Annotated in this window: 17 protein-coding genes, 1 tRNA gene and 1 riboswitch; of the genes, 9 read left to right on the top strand and 9 right to left on the bottom strand. The window is 66.0% G+C overall.

Annotated features, from left to right (window positions below; genetic code table 11):
• The 7 genes from frr to MVC20_RS16060 all read left to right on the top strand — a co-directional run bounded on the left by frr (position 1) and on the right by MVC20_RS16060 (position 5,792).
• Positions 1–564, top strand: coding sequence for a ribosome recycling factor (frr, locus tag MVC20_RS16090; protein WP_297543216.1), 564 nt, complete (start codon positions 1–3; stop codon positions 562–564).
• Entirely contained in the window at positions 564–1,307 is a 744-nt protein-coding gene (locus tag MVC20_RS16085) for an isoprenyl transferase (RefSeq protein ID WP_297543214.1), read from the top strand. The genes frr and MVC20_RS16085 overlap by 1 nt, the downstream gene beginning before the upstream one ends.
• Positions 1,304–2,083, top strand: coding sequence for a phosphatidate cytidylyltransferase (locus tag MVC20_RS16080; RefSeq protein ID WP_297543212.1), 780 nt, complete (start codon positions 1,304–1,306; stop codon positions 2,081–2,083). The genes MVC20_RS16085 and MVC20_RS16080 overlap by 4 nt, the downstream gene beginning before the upstream one ends.
• Positions 2,080–3,258: a 1-deoxy-D-xylulose-5-phosphate reductoisomerase gene (gene dxr / locus MVC20_RS16075; RefSeq protein WP_297543211.1), complete on the top strand. Its 1,179-nt coding sequence runs from the start codon at positions 2,080–2,082 to the stop codon at positions 3,256–3,258. Before MVC20_RS16080 ends, dxr begins: the two co-directional genes overlap by 4 nt.
• Positions 3,259–3,261: 3 nt before the next feature.
• Positions 3,262–4,611, top strand: a complete 1,350-nt coding sequence (rseP, locus tag MVC20_RS16070; protein WP_297543209.1) for an RIP metalloprotease RseP — start codon at positions 3,262–3,264, stop codon at positions 4,609–4,611.
• A gap of 80 nt (positions 4,612–4,691) precedes the next feature.
• Positions 4,692–5,162: an OsmC family protein gene (locus tag MVC20_RS16065; protein ID WP_297543207.1), complete on the top strand. Its 471-nt coding sequence runs from the start codon at positions 4,692–4,694 to the stop codon at positions 5,160–5,162.
• Between the two features lie 50 nt (positions 5,163–5,212).
• Positions 5,213–5,414: riboswitch (cobalamin riboswitch) on the top strand.
• Positions 5,415–5,522: 108 nt separating this feature from the next.
• A complete protein-coding gene (locus tag MVC20_RS16060; RefSeq protein WP_297543205.1) occupies positions 5,523–5,792 on the top strand; it encodes a hypothetical protein in 270 nt (89 codons plus the stop codon).
• Positions 5,793–6,076: 284 nt separating this feature from the next.
• Here the strand turns inward: MVC20_RS16060 and MVC20_RS16055 are convergent, their stop codons facing one another.
• Positions 6,077–6,301, bottom strand: coding sequence for a DUF1127 domain-containing protein (locus tag MVC20_RS16055; RefSeq protein ID WP_297543203.1), 225 nt, complete (start codon positions 6,299–6,301; stop codon positions 6,077–6,079).
• Between the two features lie 250 nt (positions 6,302–6,551).
• Here MVC20_RS16055 and MVC20_RS16050 point away from each other — a divergent pair, with 250 nt between their 5' ends.
• Positions 6,552–7,607 (top strand): Mrp/NBP35 family ATP-binding protein, encoded by a 1,056-nt coding sequence (locus MVC20_RS16050; protein WP_297543201.1) that lies wholly within the window; start codon positions 6,552–6,554, stop codon positions 7,605–7,607.
• 99 nt (positions 7,608–7,706) lie between these two features.
• On the opposite strand, the gene MVC20_RS16045 is transcribed toward MVC20_RS16050, so the two are convergent.
• The 7 genes from MVC20_RS16045 to MVC20_RS16015 all read right to left on the bottom strand — a co-directional run bounded on the left by MVC20_RS16045 (position 7,707) and on the right by MVC20_RS16015 (position 13,583).
• Positions 7,707–8,216, bottom strand: a complete 510-nt coding sequence (locus tag MVC20_RS16045) for a peptidoglycan-binding domain-containing protein (RefSeq protein ID WP_297543199.1) — start codon at positions 8,214–8,216, stop codon at positions 7,707–7,709.
• Between the two features lie 35 nt (positions 8,217–8,251).
• The gene (locus tag MVC20_RS16040) at positions 8,252–8,614 is read right to left on the bottom strand and encodes an OB-fold nucleic acid binding domain-containing protein (RefSeq protein ID WP_297543197.1); all 363 of its coding nucleotides are present in this window, start codon (positions 8,612–8,614) and stop codon (positions 8,252–8,254) included.
• Between the two features lie 208 nt (positions 8,615–8,822).
• A tRNA-Glu gene (locus tag MVC20_RS16035) sits at positions 8,823–8,897 on the bottom strand.
• Between the two features lie 124 nt (positions 8,898–9,021).
• On the bottom strand, positions 9,022–10,770 hold the full coding sequence (recJ, locus tag MVC20_RS16030) for a single-stranded-DNA-specific exonuclease RecJ (RefSeq protein WP_297543195.1): 1,749 nt from the start codon (positions 10,768–10,770) through the stop codon (positions 9,022–9,024).
• 94 nt (positions 10,771–10,864) lie between these two features.
• Positions 10,865–11,830, bottom strand: coding sequence for a class II fructose-bisphosphatase (gene glpX / locus MVC20_RS16025; RefSeq protein ID WP_297543192.1), 966 nt, complete (start codon positions 11,828–11,830; stop codon positions 10,865–10,867).
• A 79-nt stretch (positions 11,831–11,909) separates the two neighbouring features.
• Entirely contained in the window at positions 11,910–13,196 is a 1,287-nt protein-coding gene (locus MVC20_RS16020) for a homoserine dehydrogenase (protein ID WP_297543190.1), read from the bottom strand.
• A gap of 96 nt (positions 13,197–13,292) precedes the next feature.
• Positions 13,293–13,583, bottom strand: coding sequence for a hypothetical protein (locus tag MVC20_RS16015; RefSeq protein WP_297543188.1), 291 nt, complete (start codon positions 13,581–13,583; stop codon positions 13,293–13,295).
• Positions 13,584–13,690: 107 nt separating this feature from the next.
• Here MVC20_RS16015 and MVC20_RS16010 point away from each other — a divergent pair, with 107 nt between their 5' ends.
• A complete protein-coding gene (locus MVC20_RS16010; protein WP_297543186.1) occupies positions 13,691–14,278 on the top strand; it encodes a TetR/AcrR family transcriptional regulator in 588 nt (195 codons plus the stop codon).
• Positions 14,279–14,345: 67 nt separating this feature from the next.
• Here the strand turns inward: MVC20_RS16010 and accC are convergent, their stop codons facing one another.
• A complete protein-coding gene (accC, locus tag MVC20_RS16005) occupies positions 14,346–15,695 on the bottom strand; it encodes an acetyl-CoA carboxylase biotin carboxylase subunit (protein ID WP_297543184.1) in 1,350 nt (449 codons plus the stop codon).
• Positions 15,696–15,703 lie beyond the last annotated feature (8 nt).

Below are 15,703 nucleotides of genomic sequence, written 5' to 3'. Positions count from 1 at the left end.
ATGGCGGATGAAATCGAAATCGACACAGGCGATCTGGAACGCCGGATGGAAGGGGCGATTGGCGCGCTGAAGACCGAGTTCGCCTCGTTGCGCACCGGGCGCGCCTCGGCCTCGATGCTGGAGCCGATCATGGTCGATGCCTATGGCCAGAAAACCCCGATCAACCAGGTGGGCACGGTCAACGTGCCAGAGCCGCGCATGGTGACGGTCAATGTCTGGGACAAGGGGCTGGTCGGCAAGGTCGAAAAGGCCATTCGCGAGAGTGGTCTGGGTATCAACCCGCAGCTCAATGGCACGATCATCATGTTGCCGATCCCCGAGTTGAACGAGCAGCGCCGCAAGGAATTGACCAAGGTCGCCGCGCAATATGCCGAACACGCCCGCGTCGCTGTGCGCAATGTGCGCCGCGATGGCATGGATCAGATCAAGAAGGCCAAGGGCGATGGCATGTCTGAGGATGACCAGAAGTTCTGGGAATCCGAGGTGCAATCCCTGACCGACCGTTTCATCAAGCATGTGGACGAGTTGCTTGACGGCAAGCAAGCGGAGATCATGCAGGTCTGATGGCGAAAACTGCGCCCACGGCAGGAACATCCGCGCCGGCCGAGGGGCCGCGCCATGTGGCGATCATCATGGATGGCAACGGGCGCTGGGCGCAAAGGCGCGGGCGGCCGCGCCTCTTTGGGCATCACGCCGGCGCGCGGCGGGTGCGTGAAATCGTGCAGGCCTGCCCCGGTTTGGGGGTCAAGTATCTGACGATATTTGCCTTTTCTACCGAAAACTGGAAGCGGACCCAGACCGAGGTGGCCGGTCTCATGAGTCTCTTTCGCCGCTACATCATGAAGGAAATGCAAGAGTTCGTGCGCGAGAACGTGCAGGTGCGTTTCATCGGGGACCGACCGCGACTGGATGCCAAGCTGCGCGGGCTGATGGACGAGGCCGAGGCGATGACTGCCCATTGCACCGGCACGAACCTCACCATTGCTCTGAATTACGGGGGGCGGGACGAGGTGTCGCGCGCCACGCGGCGGCTGGCAGAGGATGTGGCGGCGGGGCGGTTGCGCCCCGAGGATGTGGACGAGGAAACTCTGCCCCGGTATCTGGATACCTATGTCTTGCCCGACCCCGATCTGGTGATCCGCACCAGCGGCGAGGCGCGGATTTCCAACTTCCTGCTCTGGCAATCGGCCTATGCGGAATATGAGTTCATCGACACGCTCTGGCCGGATTTCACGCCGGATGTCTTTGCGCGATTGCTCGCGCAGTATGGCACGCGGGACCGCCGCTTTGGGGCTGTGCCTGCATGAGCGGCGCGGCGCGTTGGGCGGATCTCTGGCCGCGGCTTGCGTCGGGGGTGGTTCTGATCGTGGTGGGCGCGGTTGAGATCTGGCTGGGCGGCTTGCCCTTTGCCGCGCTGGTTTGTGTGCTCGCCGGGGCCATGATGTGGGAGGCGGCGCGGATGTTCGCAGCCCCCGATGCGCTGCGCTCTGGCGTGCTGGCGGCGGTGGCCCTGGCGCTGGCGCTGTGGCTGCCGGGGATCATGGTCATGCCTCTTTTGCTGGCGGCAGTGGTGGTTGCGTCAAGCTCGGTCGCGCGCGAGCGCGGCCCGTTCTTTGCCTTGGCGCTCTGGGCGCTTTTGGGCTGCTATGCCATGGGCACGCTGCGCGCCGAGGCCGGTTTGGTCTGGGTTTTGTGGCTGGTCGCGGTTGTGGTGATCTCGGATGTGGCGGGATACTTTGCCGGGCGCATTCTGGGGGGGCCGAAATTCTGGCCACGGTTCAGCCCCAAGAAAACATGGTCCGGCACGATTGCGGGCTGGATTGGTGCGGCGGTGATCGGGCTGATCTTTGCCGGGCCGACCGGGGCAGGTCTTGCGCTGGTGCCCTTGTCGGTGCTGGTGGGGTTTGCCGGGCAGATGGGTGACATCGCCGAGAGCGCGGTCAAGCGGCTGCGCGGGGTCAAGGACAGTTCCAACCTCATCCCCGGTCATGGCGGCGTTCTGGACCGCTTCGATGCGATGCTGGGCGCGGCGCTGGTGGTCGTGACGATATGGGCGCTTGGCCTCTTGCCGGGGGTGGCATGAAACGTATTTCCATTCTGGGTGCGACCGGCTCTGTCGGGCAGAACACGATTGACCTGATCCGCCGCGCGCCGGGGGCCTACAAGGTGGTCGCGCTGACCGGCGGGCATCATATCGACCAGCTGGCGCGGGATGCGATTGATCTGGGGGCCGAAGTGGCGGTTACGGCGCATGACGACCTGCTGGTGTCGCTGCGCGAGGCGCTGAGAGGGAGCAAGGTCGAGGCAGCGGCGGGCAAGGCGGCGCTGATCGAGGCGGCCAGCCGTCCGGCGCAATGGGTGATGTCGTCGATTGTAGGGGCCGCAGGGCTGGCCCCCGGTCTGGCGGCGCTGGAGCAGGGCGCGACGCTGGCCCTGGCCAACAAGGAATCGCTGGTGACGGCGGGGGCGCTGATGATGCGCACCGCGCGCGCCAACCGCGCCAATATCCTGCCGGTGGACAGTGAGCATTCGGCGATTTTTCAGGCGTTGGTCGGCGAGGATGCCGCCGCCGTGAGCCGGGTCATCATCACCGCCTCGGGCGGGGCATTTCGCGATTGGCCGCTGGAGCGGCTGGCCGCCGCCACGGTGGCCGAGGCGTCGAGCCATCCCAATTGGGCCATGGGGCAGAGGATCACCATCGATTCCGCCTCGATGTTCAACAAGGCGATGGAGATGATCGAGGCGCGCGAATTCTTTGGCTTTGCCCCCGATCAGATCGAGGTGCTGATCCATCCGCAATCGCTTGTGCATGCGCTGGTGGGGTTCTGCGACGGGGCGCTCATGGCGCATGTGGGGCCGCCCGACATGCGCCATGCCATCGGCTACGCGCTGAACTGGCCGCAGCGTCAGGCGCTGCCGGTGGCCGCACTCGATCTGGCGGCGATTGGCACGCTGGAATTTCGCCCGCCTGATCCCGAGCGTTATCCCGCGCTGCGGCTTGCCCGCGAGGTGATGCAGGCGCGCGGCCTGTCGGGGGCGGTGTTCAACGCCGCCAAGGAGCGGGCGCTGGACCATTTCATCGCAGGACGGATCGGATTTACCGACATGAACATCGTGGTGGAGGAGGTGTTGACCGCCTTGCACGATGCGCCGGAGGCGCGGAATTCCGATCTGACCCTTGATGTGGTGGCGCACATGGACCATCTGGCTAGGAAGCAGGCCGATCTGGTCGTGACCCAGCGAAGAACCCAAGGATAAAGCGTGGAAATTTTTACCTCTCTACCGCAGTTCGGCAATCTGTTCCTGACCCTTGCAGCCTTTGTCGCGGCCCTGTCGGTGATCGTGGCTGTGCATGAATATGGTCATTACATCGTCGGGCGCTGGTCGGGGATCAAGGCCGAGGTATTCTCGTTGGGGTTTGGTCCGGTACTGTTTTCGCGCATGGACCGGCATGGGACGCGCTGGCAGATCGCCGCCTTGCCCTTTGGTGGATATGTCAAGTTTCTCGGCGATGCCGATGCCGCCAGCGGCAAGGACAGCGCGGCGATGGCGGCGTTGCCGCCGGAACGGCTGCGCCAGACCATGCATGGTGCGCCGCTCTGGGCGCGCACGGCGACGGTGGCGGCGGGCCCGGTGTTCAATTTCATTCTGTCCATCGCGATTTTCAGCGCGGTGATGATGAGCGGCGGCAAGACCGCCGATCCGCTGACCGTGGGGTCATTGAAGCCGCTGCCGGTGGCGGGAATCACCCTGGAGCCGGGCGACCAGGTGCTGAGCATCGAAGGCCAACCCCTGCCGGATGTGGCGGCGGGCGAGGTCTATGACGATATGATCGACGCGCTGCCGCGCGAGGCGCTGCTCAGCTACAGGGTCGAACGCGCAGGGCGCGAGATCGAGGCGATGGGGCCACAGCTCATGCCGCCCTTGATCAGCGGGCTTGCGCCGCAATCGGCGGCCTTTGCCGCGGATCTGGAGGCGGGCGATGTCATCACGGCGGTCAACGGCACGCAGATTGTGGCCTTTGAAGAGCTCAAGGAGGTTGTCGAGGGCTCGAATGGCGCGCCGCTCGCGCTGACGGTGTGGCGGCCGGGTAGCGAGGGCCACGAGGTCACGATCACCCCGCGCCGGGTGGACGAACCGCAACCCGAAGGCGGGTTTCGCACCGAATGGCGGATCGGCATTGCGGGGGGTATGGCGTTCGAGCCTGCGACCGAACGGTTGGGCGTGGTCGAGGCGGTGGGCGATGCCGTGGGCCAGACAGGCGAGATCATTCAAAGCTCGCTCTCGGGTCTCTATCACATGATCACGGGCGCGATCAGCAGTTGCAACATGTCCGGGCCGATCGGTATCGCGCAGGTTTCGGGGGCGATGGCCAGCCAGGGCGCGCAGAGTTTCATCTGGTTCATCGCGGTGCTGTCGACGGCGGTGGGGCTGCTCAATCTCTTTCCGGTGCCGGTTCTGGATGGCGGGCATCTGGTGTTCTACGCCTACGAGGCGGTCGCGGGCCGCCCGCCGAGCGAGCGGGCCTTGCGGGTGCTGATGACCGTTGGTCTCACGCTCATTCTGTCGCTGATGCTGTTTGCCCTCTTCAACGATATTTTCTGCCCCTGAGGGCGGGTGCGGCGATCCTGACTTGTCTGGCGCGACGATTTCGCGCGATGCTGCGCGCGTGCCAAAGGGGAGCGCAGAGCATGTCAGAGCATGACTATACCGCCCGCGTCGTCTGGACCGGAAATCGGGGCGAGGGGACGCGGCATTACAAAGGCTATGACCGCACCTGGAATGTCGAGACGCCGGGCAAGCCGGTGATCCATTGTTCCAACGACCCGCTGCTCGGGGGAAACCCCGGCCTGCACAATCCCGAGGACATGCTGATTGCCGCGCTCAGCGCCTGCCACATGCTGTGGTTTCTGCATCTGGCGAGTGACGCAGGCATAGCCGTGCAATCCTACGAGGATGATCCGCTGGCGGTGGGTGAGACCGACAGCACCGGGGCGAGCCGGTTTCTGCGCGCCACGCTGCGGCCAAGGATTGCGGTGCCGGCGGGAACCGACCTTGCCCAAGCCGATGCGCTGCATGGGCAGGTCCATGCCTTTTGCTTTATTGCGCGTTCGGTGAATTTTCCGGTGAGCTACGCGGCGCGCTACCGGGTTCTGGCGTGAGCGGTCCGGGCGGCGTCGGTTTCAGGCTTGCGGCTTGGGGGCCCGCGCGGTTAGGCTGAACCGGTCAGGGTGCCGCCCTTTGGGGCGGAGAATTGGGAAGCCGGTGCAAGTCCGGCGCTGCCCCCGCAACGGTAAGGAAGGGCGTTTCGGCAATAGGCCACTGGGCAGGTTTGCCCGGGAAGGTGCCGCAACGCGAGGGCCGCATGGCCTGCCGTCCAAGCCCGGAAACCAGCCTTGGCGTGACGTCGAATCGCGGGGTGCGGTGCGGGCGTGTGCACGCCAGGCCGATGCTCTGACGTGCCATGACCCTTGCCGCTCTCGCCCCATCCGACCCGGGGTGCGGTCGGGGAGAAAAGCAAGATGAGTTTTCTACGAATCATGGATGGGCTTGAGAGCAGCCCGGCGACCGGGTCACAGGCGATGCAGGCCGCGCGGTTGGGTTTCCTGCAATGGGCCTGCGCGGTCGATGGGCCGGTCACGTCACAGCTTGTCAGGGCCGCGCTGGAAAGTCCGGAGGCCCAGACCGCCGAGAGCGACGCGGCGCGGGCCTTTGTCGGGGTCCTGCAAGAGGCCTGCCGGGCCTTTCAGGTCAAGCCGGTGCGGCGTGGACGGGCGCGGATTCTGCATTGAGGGCAGGGCCGCGTGGCCAATGGCGACCGGAGGCACCAGCCGTTCGGTCATGTCACTGAAAATCTCTGCTTTGCCTGCGCGCAATAAAAAACGGCGGCACCAGGGAGGAGGAGGGGTGCCGCCGTTTCCTATACGTCCGGCCCAGGGAGGAGGAGAGGGCCATCCGCAAAACATAAGGACCTGTTCAGTCCCAATTTGACGGCCCCGAGCATCAGGGAGGAGGAAAGATGCCCGTGACCGTAACAGATACCCCAGGGAGGAGGAGGGGGGTATCTGATCCTTTATTACGACCGGTGGCCGTAAACTGTTTCATGCGCAACGCGGCGAATTTCGCTGCGGTGCAGGCCCAGATCGGCGAGGTCATGCGCGCTGAGCTGCGACAACTCATTGACCGTGCGGCGATAGGTGCGATAATCCACGATACGCTGCATGGCAGCATAAACAGCCGCGCTCAGGTCTTCGCCAAGAACGGCGGCGGCAGAGCGTCTGGTGTAAAACGTCGTCGGCATTTTTTCGGGTCCTTGCGGATTTGATCGTGTTCAAGTTCGGCGAAGTTCGTTTCGCCCTTTGTTGAGACTAAGATACGCCTTTGCTGCGCCTGCACAATACCCCGCATGAGCAATGCTGCTATGCAGCAATTGCATAAGCCGAAAGTGACCTAAGGTTAAGCAAATGCGGCATTTTTTAGGCGTTATGTGAAGATGTGCCGTCCCGGTTGTGGGGCGGGCGAAAGAGCAACCCAAGACCAAAGGACCGAAAATGAGCGATTTTCGCAGCGAACTTGAAGCGCGGTTGCGGCACCTCGAACTGCCCGACGGGGGCGATCTGATGTCACGGGATATGGTGCGCGCGCTCGAAGTCGAGGCGGGCGAGGTGCGCTTTGTCATCGAGGCTCCAAGCCCGGAGATGGCGCGGATGATGGAGCCGTTGCGTGCCGCCGCCGAACGCGCGGCGCTGAGCCTGCCGGGGATCGTCCGGGCTCGGGTGGTGCTCACGGCGCAGGCGGCCCCGCCTGTGTTCAAGCTGGGGCAGCATCCCAAGGGGGGCAACGCCTCGATCAGGCCAGAGGGCATCGGTGCGCTGCTGGCGGTGGCCAGCGGCAAGGGCGGTGTGGGCAAATCCACCGTCGCGGCCAATCTGGCGGTGGCGCTGGCGCGTCAGGGGCGGTGCGTGGGATTGCTCGACGCGGATATCCACGGGCCGAGCCAGCCGCGGATGATGGGGCTGAGCGCGCGCCCGGCAAGCCCGGATGGCACGCGGATCACCCCGCTTGAGGCGCATGGCGTCAAGGTCATGTCGATCGGGCTGATGCTCGATCCGGCCAAGGCGGTGATCTGGCGGGGGCCGATGCTGATGGGGGCGTTGCAGCAGATGCTGGCGCAGGTCGATTGGGGCGATCTTGACGCGCTCATTGTCGATCTGCCGCCGGGCACGGGCGATGTGCAACTGACGCTCAGCCAACGCGCGCGGCCCGATGGGGCGATCATCGTCTCGACGCCGCAGGATGTGGCCCTTCTTGATGCGCGCAAGGCGATGGACATGTTCCGCACGCTGCAGGTGCCGATCCTGGGCATGATCGAGAACATGTCGTTCTTTTCCTGTCCCGCCTGTGGCCATGAGGCCCATGTCTTTGGTCATGGCGGGGTCCGGCACGAGGCCGAGGGCTTGGGTCTGCCGCTTCTGGCGGCCTTGCCGATTGATCTGGAAACCCGGCTGGCGGGGGACGCGGGCCGTCCCGTGGCGGCGGGCGATAGCGCGGCGGCGCGGGCCTATCTGGCGCTGGCACAGCGGCTGGTCGATCAGGGGCAGGGCTGAGGGCTGGGGGCGCTGCCCCCGTCCCGGATTGATCCGGGACTCCCCCGAGGTATTTCTGGCCAGGCGAAGCCGGAGGCAGGGTTGAAGAGGGCGACCGCGTCAGTCGGGGATCGGCGTGGCCACCAGCCCCAGGCGACGGGCGCTGTCGAGCGAGAGCGTGTCGCTGTCCAGACCAAGCGGGGCCTGATAGCGGGCGATGGCGGCGCGGGTGCGGGCATCGAACCGGGCCGTGATCTGGCCCGTATAGAGCCCGCGTGCCGCGAGCGCGCGTTGCACCGAGGCGATGAATTCGGGCGTCTGCACATCGGGGCAGGGTGTTTCGTACCAGGTCGTGACACGTTCCCGCAGAATGGCCTGACGGGTCACGGTGGCATAGGTGGCGGGGCGCAGAACGCGTCCCGTGGCATCGGTTTCAGCCGGCGAAAGCTGCACCTGCTCGGTCACGGTTTCGATCACGGCCGGGGTGTCCTTCTTTCCCCAGCAGGTGCCGGGCGCGGCACCGGGCGGGGCCTCGGCCCCGAGGTTTGGGCGATCCGGGCCGGGTGGCGCGGGCTGGCAGGCGGCAAGGGCGAGCGCGAGCGCGAGACAGGACAGGCGGAAAGGCATCATGGGCAGGCGTCTCGCGAGAGAGGAACGGGCAGAGCCTAGCCTGTTTGATCCGGTGGGGAAAGCGGGGTTTCGGGATCGGCCAGAAGGTCAAGCAGGGGCGAGATGTCCTCGATCTCTTCGGCGACGACATGGGTCACACCCGATTGCCGCTCGACCCGGCCAGTGACCCGCAGCATTCGCCCGGCGATGACCGCGCGGCGAAAGCGGTCGAACACCTTGCGCCAGATCACGACATTGACGGTGCCGGTCTCGTCCTCGAGCGTGACAAAGACCACGCCGCGCGCGGTGCCGGGACGCTGGCGCACCAGCACCAGCCCTGCCACGGTCACGCGCCGCCCCGGCGCCACCTCGGGGAGGGCGGCAGCGATCAGGGCTGAGGGGGGGCCGGCAGGTGGCATCGTGATCGGGGCTTTCTGGTCCGTGCGGTCTTGAGCAAGAGCTATCCAATCCCGAGGGCCTTGTGCAAGATCGCGACGTGGTCGGATCACGGTGATACGCGGTGATGCGGCGTTCCGATCTGCGAAGCGCGTGCTTTCTGGCACACGATCACAACGTGACCCGACGATGCCGACGGCGACAAGAGCAGAATTCGATGATGTGGAAAAGTGGCAGCCCGTAGGGGAGTCGAACCCCTCTTTTCAGGTTGAAAACCTGACGTCCTAACCGATAGACGAACGGGCCATGCCTTGGCGTGACGCGTAACTAGGCAAAAGCGGCGGGGGGCGCAAGAGGGATTTTGCAAAAACTTCACGCCGCAATCAGAAATTTACGCTCCGGGGCGCGGGCCTGTCGAACAGGGGGATTTTCAGGCCGGAGCGGCGTCTTCGAGGCGCAATTGCACGCTCTGTCTGCCGCCCCAACTGTTGATGTCGAGCCGTCCGGCAAGGTGGAATCGCGCGCCGCCATGCGCCAGTAACGCGGGCCCCAGCGGCCCGTCGAGCGCGCCAAAGGCGATGGCATCGAGACTGGCGCCCATGCCATCGCCAAAGCGCAGCTTGAGATGCGCGCCGCTCAGCGCCTTGGCAAAGGTGATCTGGCAATCGGGAAAGACATAGCGGGGGCCGGGCGCGCCTGCGCCAAAGGGGCCGGCGGCCTCGATCCGCTCGACCAGGTCGACCGTTGCCGCACCGGGCATCAGGAGACCGTCCAGCCGCAGATCGGCGGGGCCGCCCGCGCCCGCGCCCTGTTTGGCGAGCAACTCTGAGAGCCGCGCCATGGCAGCCTCGAGGTGATCCCGCGCCACGGTGAGACCCGCTGCCATCTTGTGTCCGCCGCCCTTGATCAAGAGCCCCTCGCTGGCCAGTCGCTGAATGGCGGCCCCGAGATCGACGCCCGAGACCGAGCGGCCCGAGCCTTTGCCCTCGTCGCCGTCCAGCCCAATCACGATGGCGGGGCGGTTGGCGCGTTCCTTGAGGCGGCTGGCGACGATGCCCATGACACCGGGATGCCACCCCTCGCCCGCCGCCCAGACAAGAGGGGCCTCAAGGCCGCGCGCCTCAGCCTGGGCGAGGGCGGCATCGCGCACCTGCGTCTCGACCTCGCGCCGTTCGGAATTGAGCTGGTCGAGGCGTTCCGCCATGGCGCGGGCCTCGGCGGGGTTATCACAGGCCAAGAGGCGCGCGCCCAGGTCCGCCTTGCCGATGCGGCCCCCGGCATTGACGCGCGGCCCCAGAAGAAAGCCCAGGTGATAGGCATTGGGCGCGCTGTCCATACGCGCCACGTCTGACAGCGCCACCAGACCGGGGCGCGCGCGCGCGGCCATGACGCGCAGGCCCTGGCGCACGAAGGCGCGGTTGACGCCGATCAGAGGCGCCACGTCGGCGACGGTGGCCAGGGCCACCAGATCGAGCATCGCCATCAGGTCCGGCCCCTGCGTGCCCGCCGCGCGCAATTGCCGCCCGGCCTCGACCAGCATGAGAAAGACCACCCCGGCGGCGCAGAGATGGGCCAGATCGCCGCTCTCGTCCTGCCGGTTGGGATTGACGACGGCGAGGGCAGGCGGCAGCGTCTCGCCGCCCAGGTGGTGATCGAGCACCACCACATCCGCGCCCTTGGCGGCGGCAATCGCCTCATGGCTGAGGGTGCCGCAATCGACGCAGACAATGAGATCGTTGCGCGCGGCCAGATCGGACATGGCGGGCACGTTGGGGCCATAGCCCTCGTCGATCCGGTCCGGGATATAGAGCGTGGGCGCGGGGGCCTGCATCTGGCGCAGCCAGTCGATCAGCAGCGCGGCAGAGGTGCCGCCATCCACATCGTAATCGGCGAAGATGGCGATGCGCTCCGAGGTCCGCACCGCCCGCAGAAACCGCGCCGCAGCCTCTTGCATGTCGCGCAGGCTGCGCGGATCGGGCAGCAGATCGCGCAGGGTGGGGGCGAGATAGGCCTCGGCGGCATCCTCTGTCACACCCAGCCGGACCAGCGTCTGACAGAGCGGTCGGGGCAGGGCGGTGGCCTGCGCCATCGCTTCGGCCAAGCGATCGGCTTCGGCCCCCGGACCGATCCAGCGTCGCCCCGAGAGCGAGTGTTCCACTCCGAGAAAGGCCGGTCCCATGCGCGCCTCCTCTCATTCATCTGGCGAGAAATACCTCGGGGGAGTCCCGGGTCAGGCCCGGGACGGGGGCAGCGCCCCCACCCCCGTGCCGTGCTCAGTCCCGCTTGCTGCGATAGATCATCCGCCGCACCGAGCCGGTGCGCGAACGCATCAGCAGGGTCTCGGTCTCGACATAGCCGGGGCGGCGTTTGACGCCCGAGAGGATCGAGCCGTCGGTGACGCCGGTGGCGGCAAAGATCACATCCGATGTCACCATCTCGTCGCGCGCATAGATGCGGTCGAAATCGGTGATCCCGGCCTTGGCGGCGCGGGCGCGTTCATCCTCGTTGCGGAACACGAGGCGGCCCCACATCTGCCCGCCCATGCATTTGAGCGCAGAGGCCGCCAGCACGCCCTCGGGTGCGCCGCCCGTGCCCATGTACATGTCGATGCCGGTGCGGTCGGCCTCGGCGCAATGGATGACGCCGGCCACATCGCCGTCGGGGATGAGGAACACGGCGGCCCCCGTGCTGCGCAGTTCCTCGATCATTTCCTGATGGCGCGGGCGCTCCAGCACGCAGACGGTGATCTCGGACGGGCGGCAGCCACGCGCGGCCGCCAGCGCCTCGACCCTCTCACGCGGGCTCATGGCGAGAGAGACGACATTCTCAGGGTAGCCCGGCCCGATGGCCAGCTTGTCCATATAGGTGTCGGGAGCGTGCAACAGCGTGCCGCGCGGGGCCATGGCGATCACGGTCAGGGCATTGGGCATGGCCTTGGCGGTCAGGGTCGTGCCTTCGAGCGGATCAAGTGCGATATCGACGCCGGGGCCGCCGCCGGTGCCCACCTCTTCGCCGATGAAGAGCATCGGCGCCTCGTCCCGCTCGCCCTCGCCGATCACCACGACCCCCTTGATGGCCAGAATGTTGAGCTGCTCGCGCATGGCGTTCACGGCGGCCTGATCGGCGGCCTTTTCATCGCCGCGCCCGATCAGGTCAGCACAGGCCAAGGCGGCCTGTTCGGCCACGCGCGCGAGGCCGAGCGAGAGCATGCGATCGTTGAAGGCGGTATCAGAGGTCATGGGATGGTCCTTGTAAATCGGGTCAAATCAGCATTAGCGCCGCGCGCTCTGGCGCACAAGTCCGGCGGGCGGGGCCGCGTCAGACGGTTTCGATGCGCAGGGCCACCGGTTCTCCTGACAGGACGTCAAGGCGTCCGATGCCGGTCAGGGCAGTGTCGAGCGCGTCGCGCGTGGTCTTGTGCGTCACGATCAGTACCGGCGCTGTGGTGGCGTCATGGCGATACTGGCGCATCCGGTCGATGGAAATTCCCGCCTCGCCGAGGATGGTCGCGACCTTGGCGAGGGCGCCGGGTTTGTCGATCAGCGACATGCGCATGTAATAGGGGGCCGGTGTGGCGCTGGTCGCGGTCTGGCAGCGGTTGAGGCTGGCGGCGGGTTGGCCAAAGGTCGGCAGGCGGAAGCCGCGCGCGATGTCCATCACGTCGCCCATGACCGCGCTGGCCGTGGGGCCCATGCCCGCACCCGGGCCGCGCAGCACGATCTGTTCGACATTGTCGCCCTCGAGCACGACCATGTTGGTGCCACCTTCCAGTTGCCCGAGGGGGCTGGTGTCGGGCACAAGGCAGGGAGACATGCGCTGTTCCAGCCCGCGCCCCGTCATCTGCGCCACGCCCAAGAGCTTGATGCGATAGCCCATGTCGGCCGCGTGGCGGATATCCTCGATGGTGACTTTCTGGATGCCTTCGAGGGTCACACCGTCGAAATTGACCTGGCAGCCAAAGGCGATGGAGGCGAGCAGCGCCAGCTTGTGCCCCGCGTCGATCCCGCCCACATCAAGGGTCGGGTCCGCCTCGAGATAGCCAAGTTTGGCGGCCTCCTCGAAGACCTGCGCATAGGGCAGGCCTGCCGATTGCATGCGCGTCAGGATATAGTTGCAGGTGCCGTTCATCACGCCCATGACGCGGGTGATGTCATTGCCCGCCAGCCCTTCGGTCAGCGCCTTGATGACCGGGATGCCACCCGCGACGGCCGCCTCGAAGCGGATCACGCGGCCAGCCGCTTCGGCGGCCAAGGCCAGCGCCTGACCGTGATGCGCGAGCATCGCCTTGTTGGCGGTGACGACATCCTTGCCCGCGGCAATCGCCGCCTCGGTCGCGGCCTTGGCAGGCCCATCCGACCCGCCCATCAATTCGACAAACACATCCACATCATTGCGTTTGGCGAGGACAACGGGATCATCCTCCCAGGCGTAGTCGCTGAGCGCGACACCGCGATCCTTGTCGCGGGTGCGCGCCGAAACGGCGGTGATGACCACGGGGCGACCTGCGCGGGCGGCCAGAAGATCGGCCTTTTGCCGGATGATCCGCACGACACCCGTGCCGACCGTGCCCAATCCGGCGATGCCAAGGCGCAGGGGTGTGTTCATGGGGCTCTCCGATTGTCGCTGTCTATGGATTTTGCCGCGATGTAACGGGTTCGGCGGTCCCTTGCAACGCGGCTTGCAGGGGCAGGGCCGTGGTTTTCACTCGCTCACACCGCTTTGCATGCGCTCTTGCGTGCCGGGATCGACCACACCGGCCTTGAGGCGCGCGGCGCGCGCGCGCAGCCCCGCACTGCGCCGGTCGAGCGTCTCGGCGGTGTCCGGTGCGATCCGGGGCGCGGTGGCCTGCGCCCGGATGGTTTCGGTCGGGATCAGAGCGGGATAAGAGGCGTCACGGGTGCGCTTGTCGACGGTGCGGTCGAGAGGCAGGAGATCGCTGCAGCCCGCCGCAAGGCCGGTGAGCAGGATCAGAAGAGGCAGGCGCAAAGCCATGGCGGCCGGTATCCTTGTTCGGGTGGATGGGTCTGTCTTGCCATTCTTTGGGGTCAGAGGGCAAGCCGGGCTTTGATCTGAACGAATGTTCAGTTAAACCCGGTGTCATGGCACGAACCCAAGGCTCTCATTCCGATATCACCGGCCCGCGCGTCCGCGATGCGGCGCTGCGTCTCTTTGCGCGCCACGGGTATGCGGCGGTCTCGATGCGGCAGATCGCGGCGGCGGTGGGGGTGCAGGCGGGTGCGCTCTACAATTACACGCCCGACAAGCAAACGCTGCTCTTTGACCTGATGCGCGGCCATATGGAAGAGCTGCTGGCGGCCTGGGATGCGGCAGAGCCCGAGGGCGACGCAATGGCGGCGCTGGAGGCGTTCACCCGGTTTCACATCCGCTTCAACACCAGCCGGGCCGATGCGGTGTTTGTGTCCTATATGGAGTTGCGCAATCTTGAGCCTGAGAATTTCGCGGTCATCGAGGGGCTGCGGCGGGACTATGAGACGCGGCTCGAGGTGGTGTTGCGCCGGGGGGCAGAGGCGGGCGTGATGGTCGTGACCGAGCCGCGCATCGCCAGCATGGCGCTGATTGCCATGCTGACGGGCGTGAACACCTGGTATCGCGTCGAGGGGCGTTTGTCGCTCGATGAGGTCGAGGCGGTCTATTGGGATATGGTGCGCCGGTCGGTGACGGGGTGAACCTGCGGCATGGCCCGCCCCTGGGGGCAGGCCATCGCCAGTGATCAAGGTCGGTTTCCGCCTCGTTTCAGTCCCGCAAGTTGGTTTCCAGCCAATGTTCCAGCCAGTGAATGTTGTAATTCCCGGACTGGATGTCATCCTCTTGCAGAAGCGCGTGAAAGAGGGGCACGGTGGTGTCGACGCCATCCACGATCAACTCGCCCAGTGCGCGGGCCAGCCGGCGCAGGGCGCTGTGGCGGTCCTTGCCATGCACGATCAGCTTGGCAATGAGGCTGTCGTAATAGGGCGGGATCTTGTAGCCGTCATAGAGGGCCGAATCCATTCGCACGCCCAGACCGCCGGGGGCGTGAAACTGGGTGATCCGGCCGGGGCGCGGCGCGAAATCCGGCAGTTTCTCGGCGTTGATGCGCACCTCGATGGCGTGGCCGTTGATGATGAGGTCGTCCTGGGTAAAGGACATCGGCAGGCCTTCGGCGACGCGGATCTGTTCCTGCACGAGGTCCACGCCAAAGATCGCCTCGGTCACGGGATGTTCGACCTGCAGGCGCGTGTTCATCTCGATGAAAAAGAATTCACCCTTCTCATAGAGAAACTCGATGGTGCCTGCGCCGCGATACTGGATGTTCGCGCAGGCATCGGCGCAGATCTTGCCGATGCGCGCGCGTTCTTCGGCGGTGATGCAGGGGCCGGGGGCCTCTTCCAGCACCTTTTGGTGGCGGCGTTGCAGCGAGCAGTCGCGCTCACCCAAGTGGACGGCGCGGCCCTTGCCATCGCCGAACACCTGAATTTCGATATGGCGCGGCGTGGTGAGGTATTTCTCGATATAGACCTCGTCATTGCCAAAGGCGGCCTTGGCCTCGGAGCGGGCGGTGAGAAAGGCCTTTTCCAGCTCGGCGGCGCTCTGCGCCACCTTCATGCCGCGTCCGCCCCCCCCGGCGGTGGCCTTGACGATCACCGGAAAGCCGATCTCAGCGCAGAGCGCCTGCGCCTCCTTGAGCGTGGCAACCCCGCCATCCGATCCGGGCACGCAGGGCACGCCAAGCGCCTTCATCGTGTCCTTGGCGGTGATCTTGTCGCCCATGATGCGGATATGTTCGGCGGATGGGCCGATGAAGGTCAGACCGTGATCCTCGACGATCTGGACGAAATTGGCGTTCTCGCTGAGAAAGCCATAGCCCGGATGGATCGCCTGCGCGCCCGTGACCTCGCAGGCGGCGATGATCGAAGGGATCGACAGATAGCTTTCAGACGAGGACGGCGGACCGATGCAGACGGATTCGTCGGCCATGCGCACATGCATGGCGTCCGCGTCGGCGGTGGAATGCACCGCGACGGTTCTGATCCCCATCTCACGGGCGGCGCGGATCACGCGGAGGGCAATCTCACCCCGGTTGGCGATCAGGATTTTCTCGAACATCGCTCGGG

This window comes from Roseovarius sp. (genome assembly GCF_027019125.1).
Taxonomy (GTDB): Bacteria; Pseudomonadota; Alphaproteobacteria; order Rhodobacterales; family Rhodobacteraceae; genus Roseovarius.
This window is presented reverse-complemented; position numbering and strand designations above follow the sequence as displayed.

What these genes read in the sequence shown, in the direction of transcription:
- frr (WP_297543216.1), top strand. Translation starts at nt 1, where the DNA reads ATGGCGGATGAAATCGAAATCGACACAGGCGATCTGGAACGCCGGATG.
- MVC20_RS16085 (WP_297543214.1), top strand. Translation starts at nt 564, where the DNA reads ATGGCGAAAACTGCGCCCACGGCAGGAACATCCGCGCCGGCCGAGGGG.
- MVC20_RS16080 (WP_297543212.1), top strand. Translation starts at nt 1,304, where the DNA reads ATGAGCGGCGCGGCGCGTTGGGCGGATCTCTGGCCGCGGCTTGCGTCG.
- dxr (WP_297543211.1), top strand. Translation starts at nt 2,080, where the DNA reads ATGAAACGTATTTCCATTCTGGGTGCGACCGGCTCTGTCGGGCAGAAC.
- MVC20_RS16065 (WP_297543207.1), top strand. Translation starts at nt 4,692, where the DNA reads ATGTCAGAGCATGACTATACCGCCCGCGTCGTCTGGACCGGAAATCGG.
- MVC20_RS16060 (WP_297543205.1), top strand. Translation starts at nt 5,523, where the DNA reads ATGAGTTTTCTACGAATCATGGATGGGCTTGAGAGCAGCCCGGCGACC.
- MVC20_RS16055 (WP_297543203.1), bottom strand. Translation starts at nt 6,301, where the DNA reads ATGCCGACGACGTTTTACACCAGACGCTCTGCCGCCGCCGTTCTTGGC.
- MVC20_RS16050 (WP_297543201.1), top strand. Translation starts at nt 6,552, where the DNA reads ATGAGCGATTTTCGCAGCGAACTTGAAGCGCGGTTGCGGCACCTCGAA.
- MVC20_RS16045 (WP_297543199.1), bottom strand. Translation starts at nt 8,216, where the DNA reads ATGATGCCTTTCCGCCTGTCCTGTCTCGCGCTCGCGCTCGCCCTTGCC.
- MVC20_RS16040 (WP_297543197.1), bottom strand. Translation starts at nt 8,614, where the DNA reads ATGCCACCTGCCGGCCCCCCCTCAGCCCTGATCGCTGCCGCCCTCCCC.
- recJ (WP_297543195.1), bottom strand. Translation starts at nt 10,770, where the DNA reads ATGGGACCGGCCTTTCTCGGAGTGGAACACTCGCTCTCGGGGCGACGC.
- glpX (WP_297543192.1), bottom strand. Translation starts at nt 11,830, where the DNA reads ATGACCTCTGATACCGCCTTCAACGATCGCATGCTCTCGCTCGGCCTC.
- MVC20_RS16020 (WP_297543190.1), bottom strand. Translation starts at nt 13,196, where the DNA reads ATGAACACACCCCTGCGCCTTGGCATCGCCGGATTGGGCACGGTCGGC.
- MVC20_RS16015 (WP_297543188.1), bottom strand. Translation starts at nt 13,583, where the DNA reads ATGGCTTTGCGCCTGCCTCTTCTGATCCTGCTCACCGGCCTTGCGGCG.
- MVC20_RS16010 (WP_297543186.1), top strand. Translation starts at nt 13,691, where the DNA reads ATGGCACGAACCCAAGGCTCTCATTCCGATATCACCGGCCCGCGCGTC.
- accC (WP_297543184.1), bottom strand. Translation starts at nt 15,695, where the DNA reads ATGTTCGAGAAAATCCTGATCGCCAACCGGGGTGAGATTGCCCTCCGC.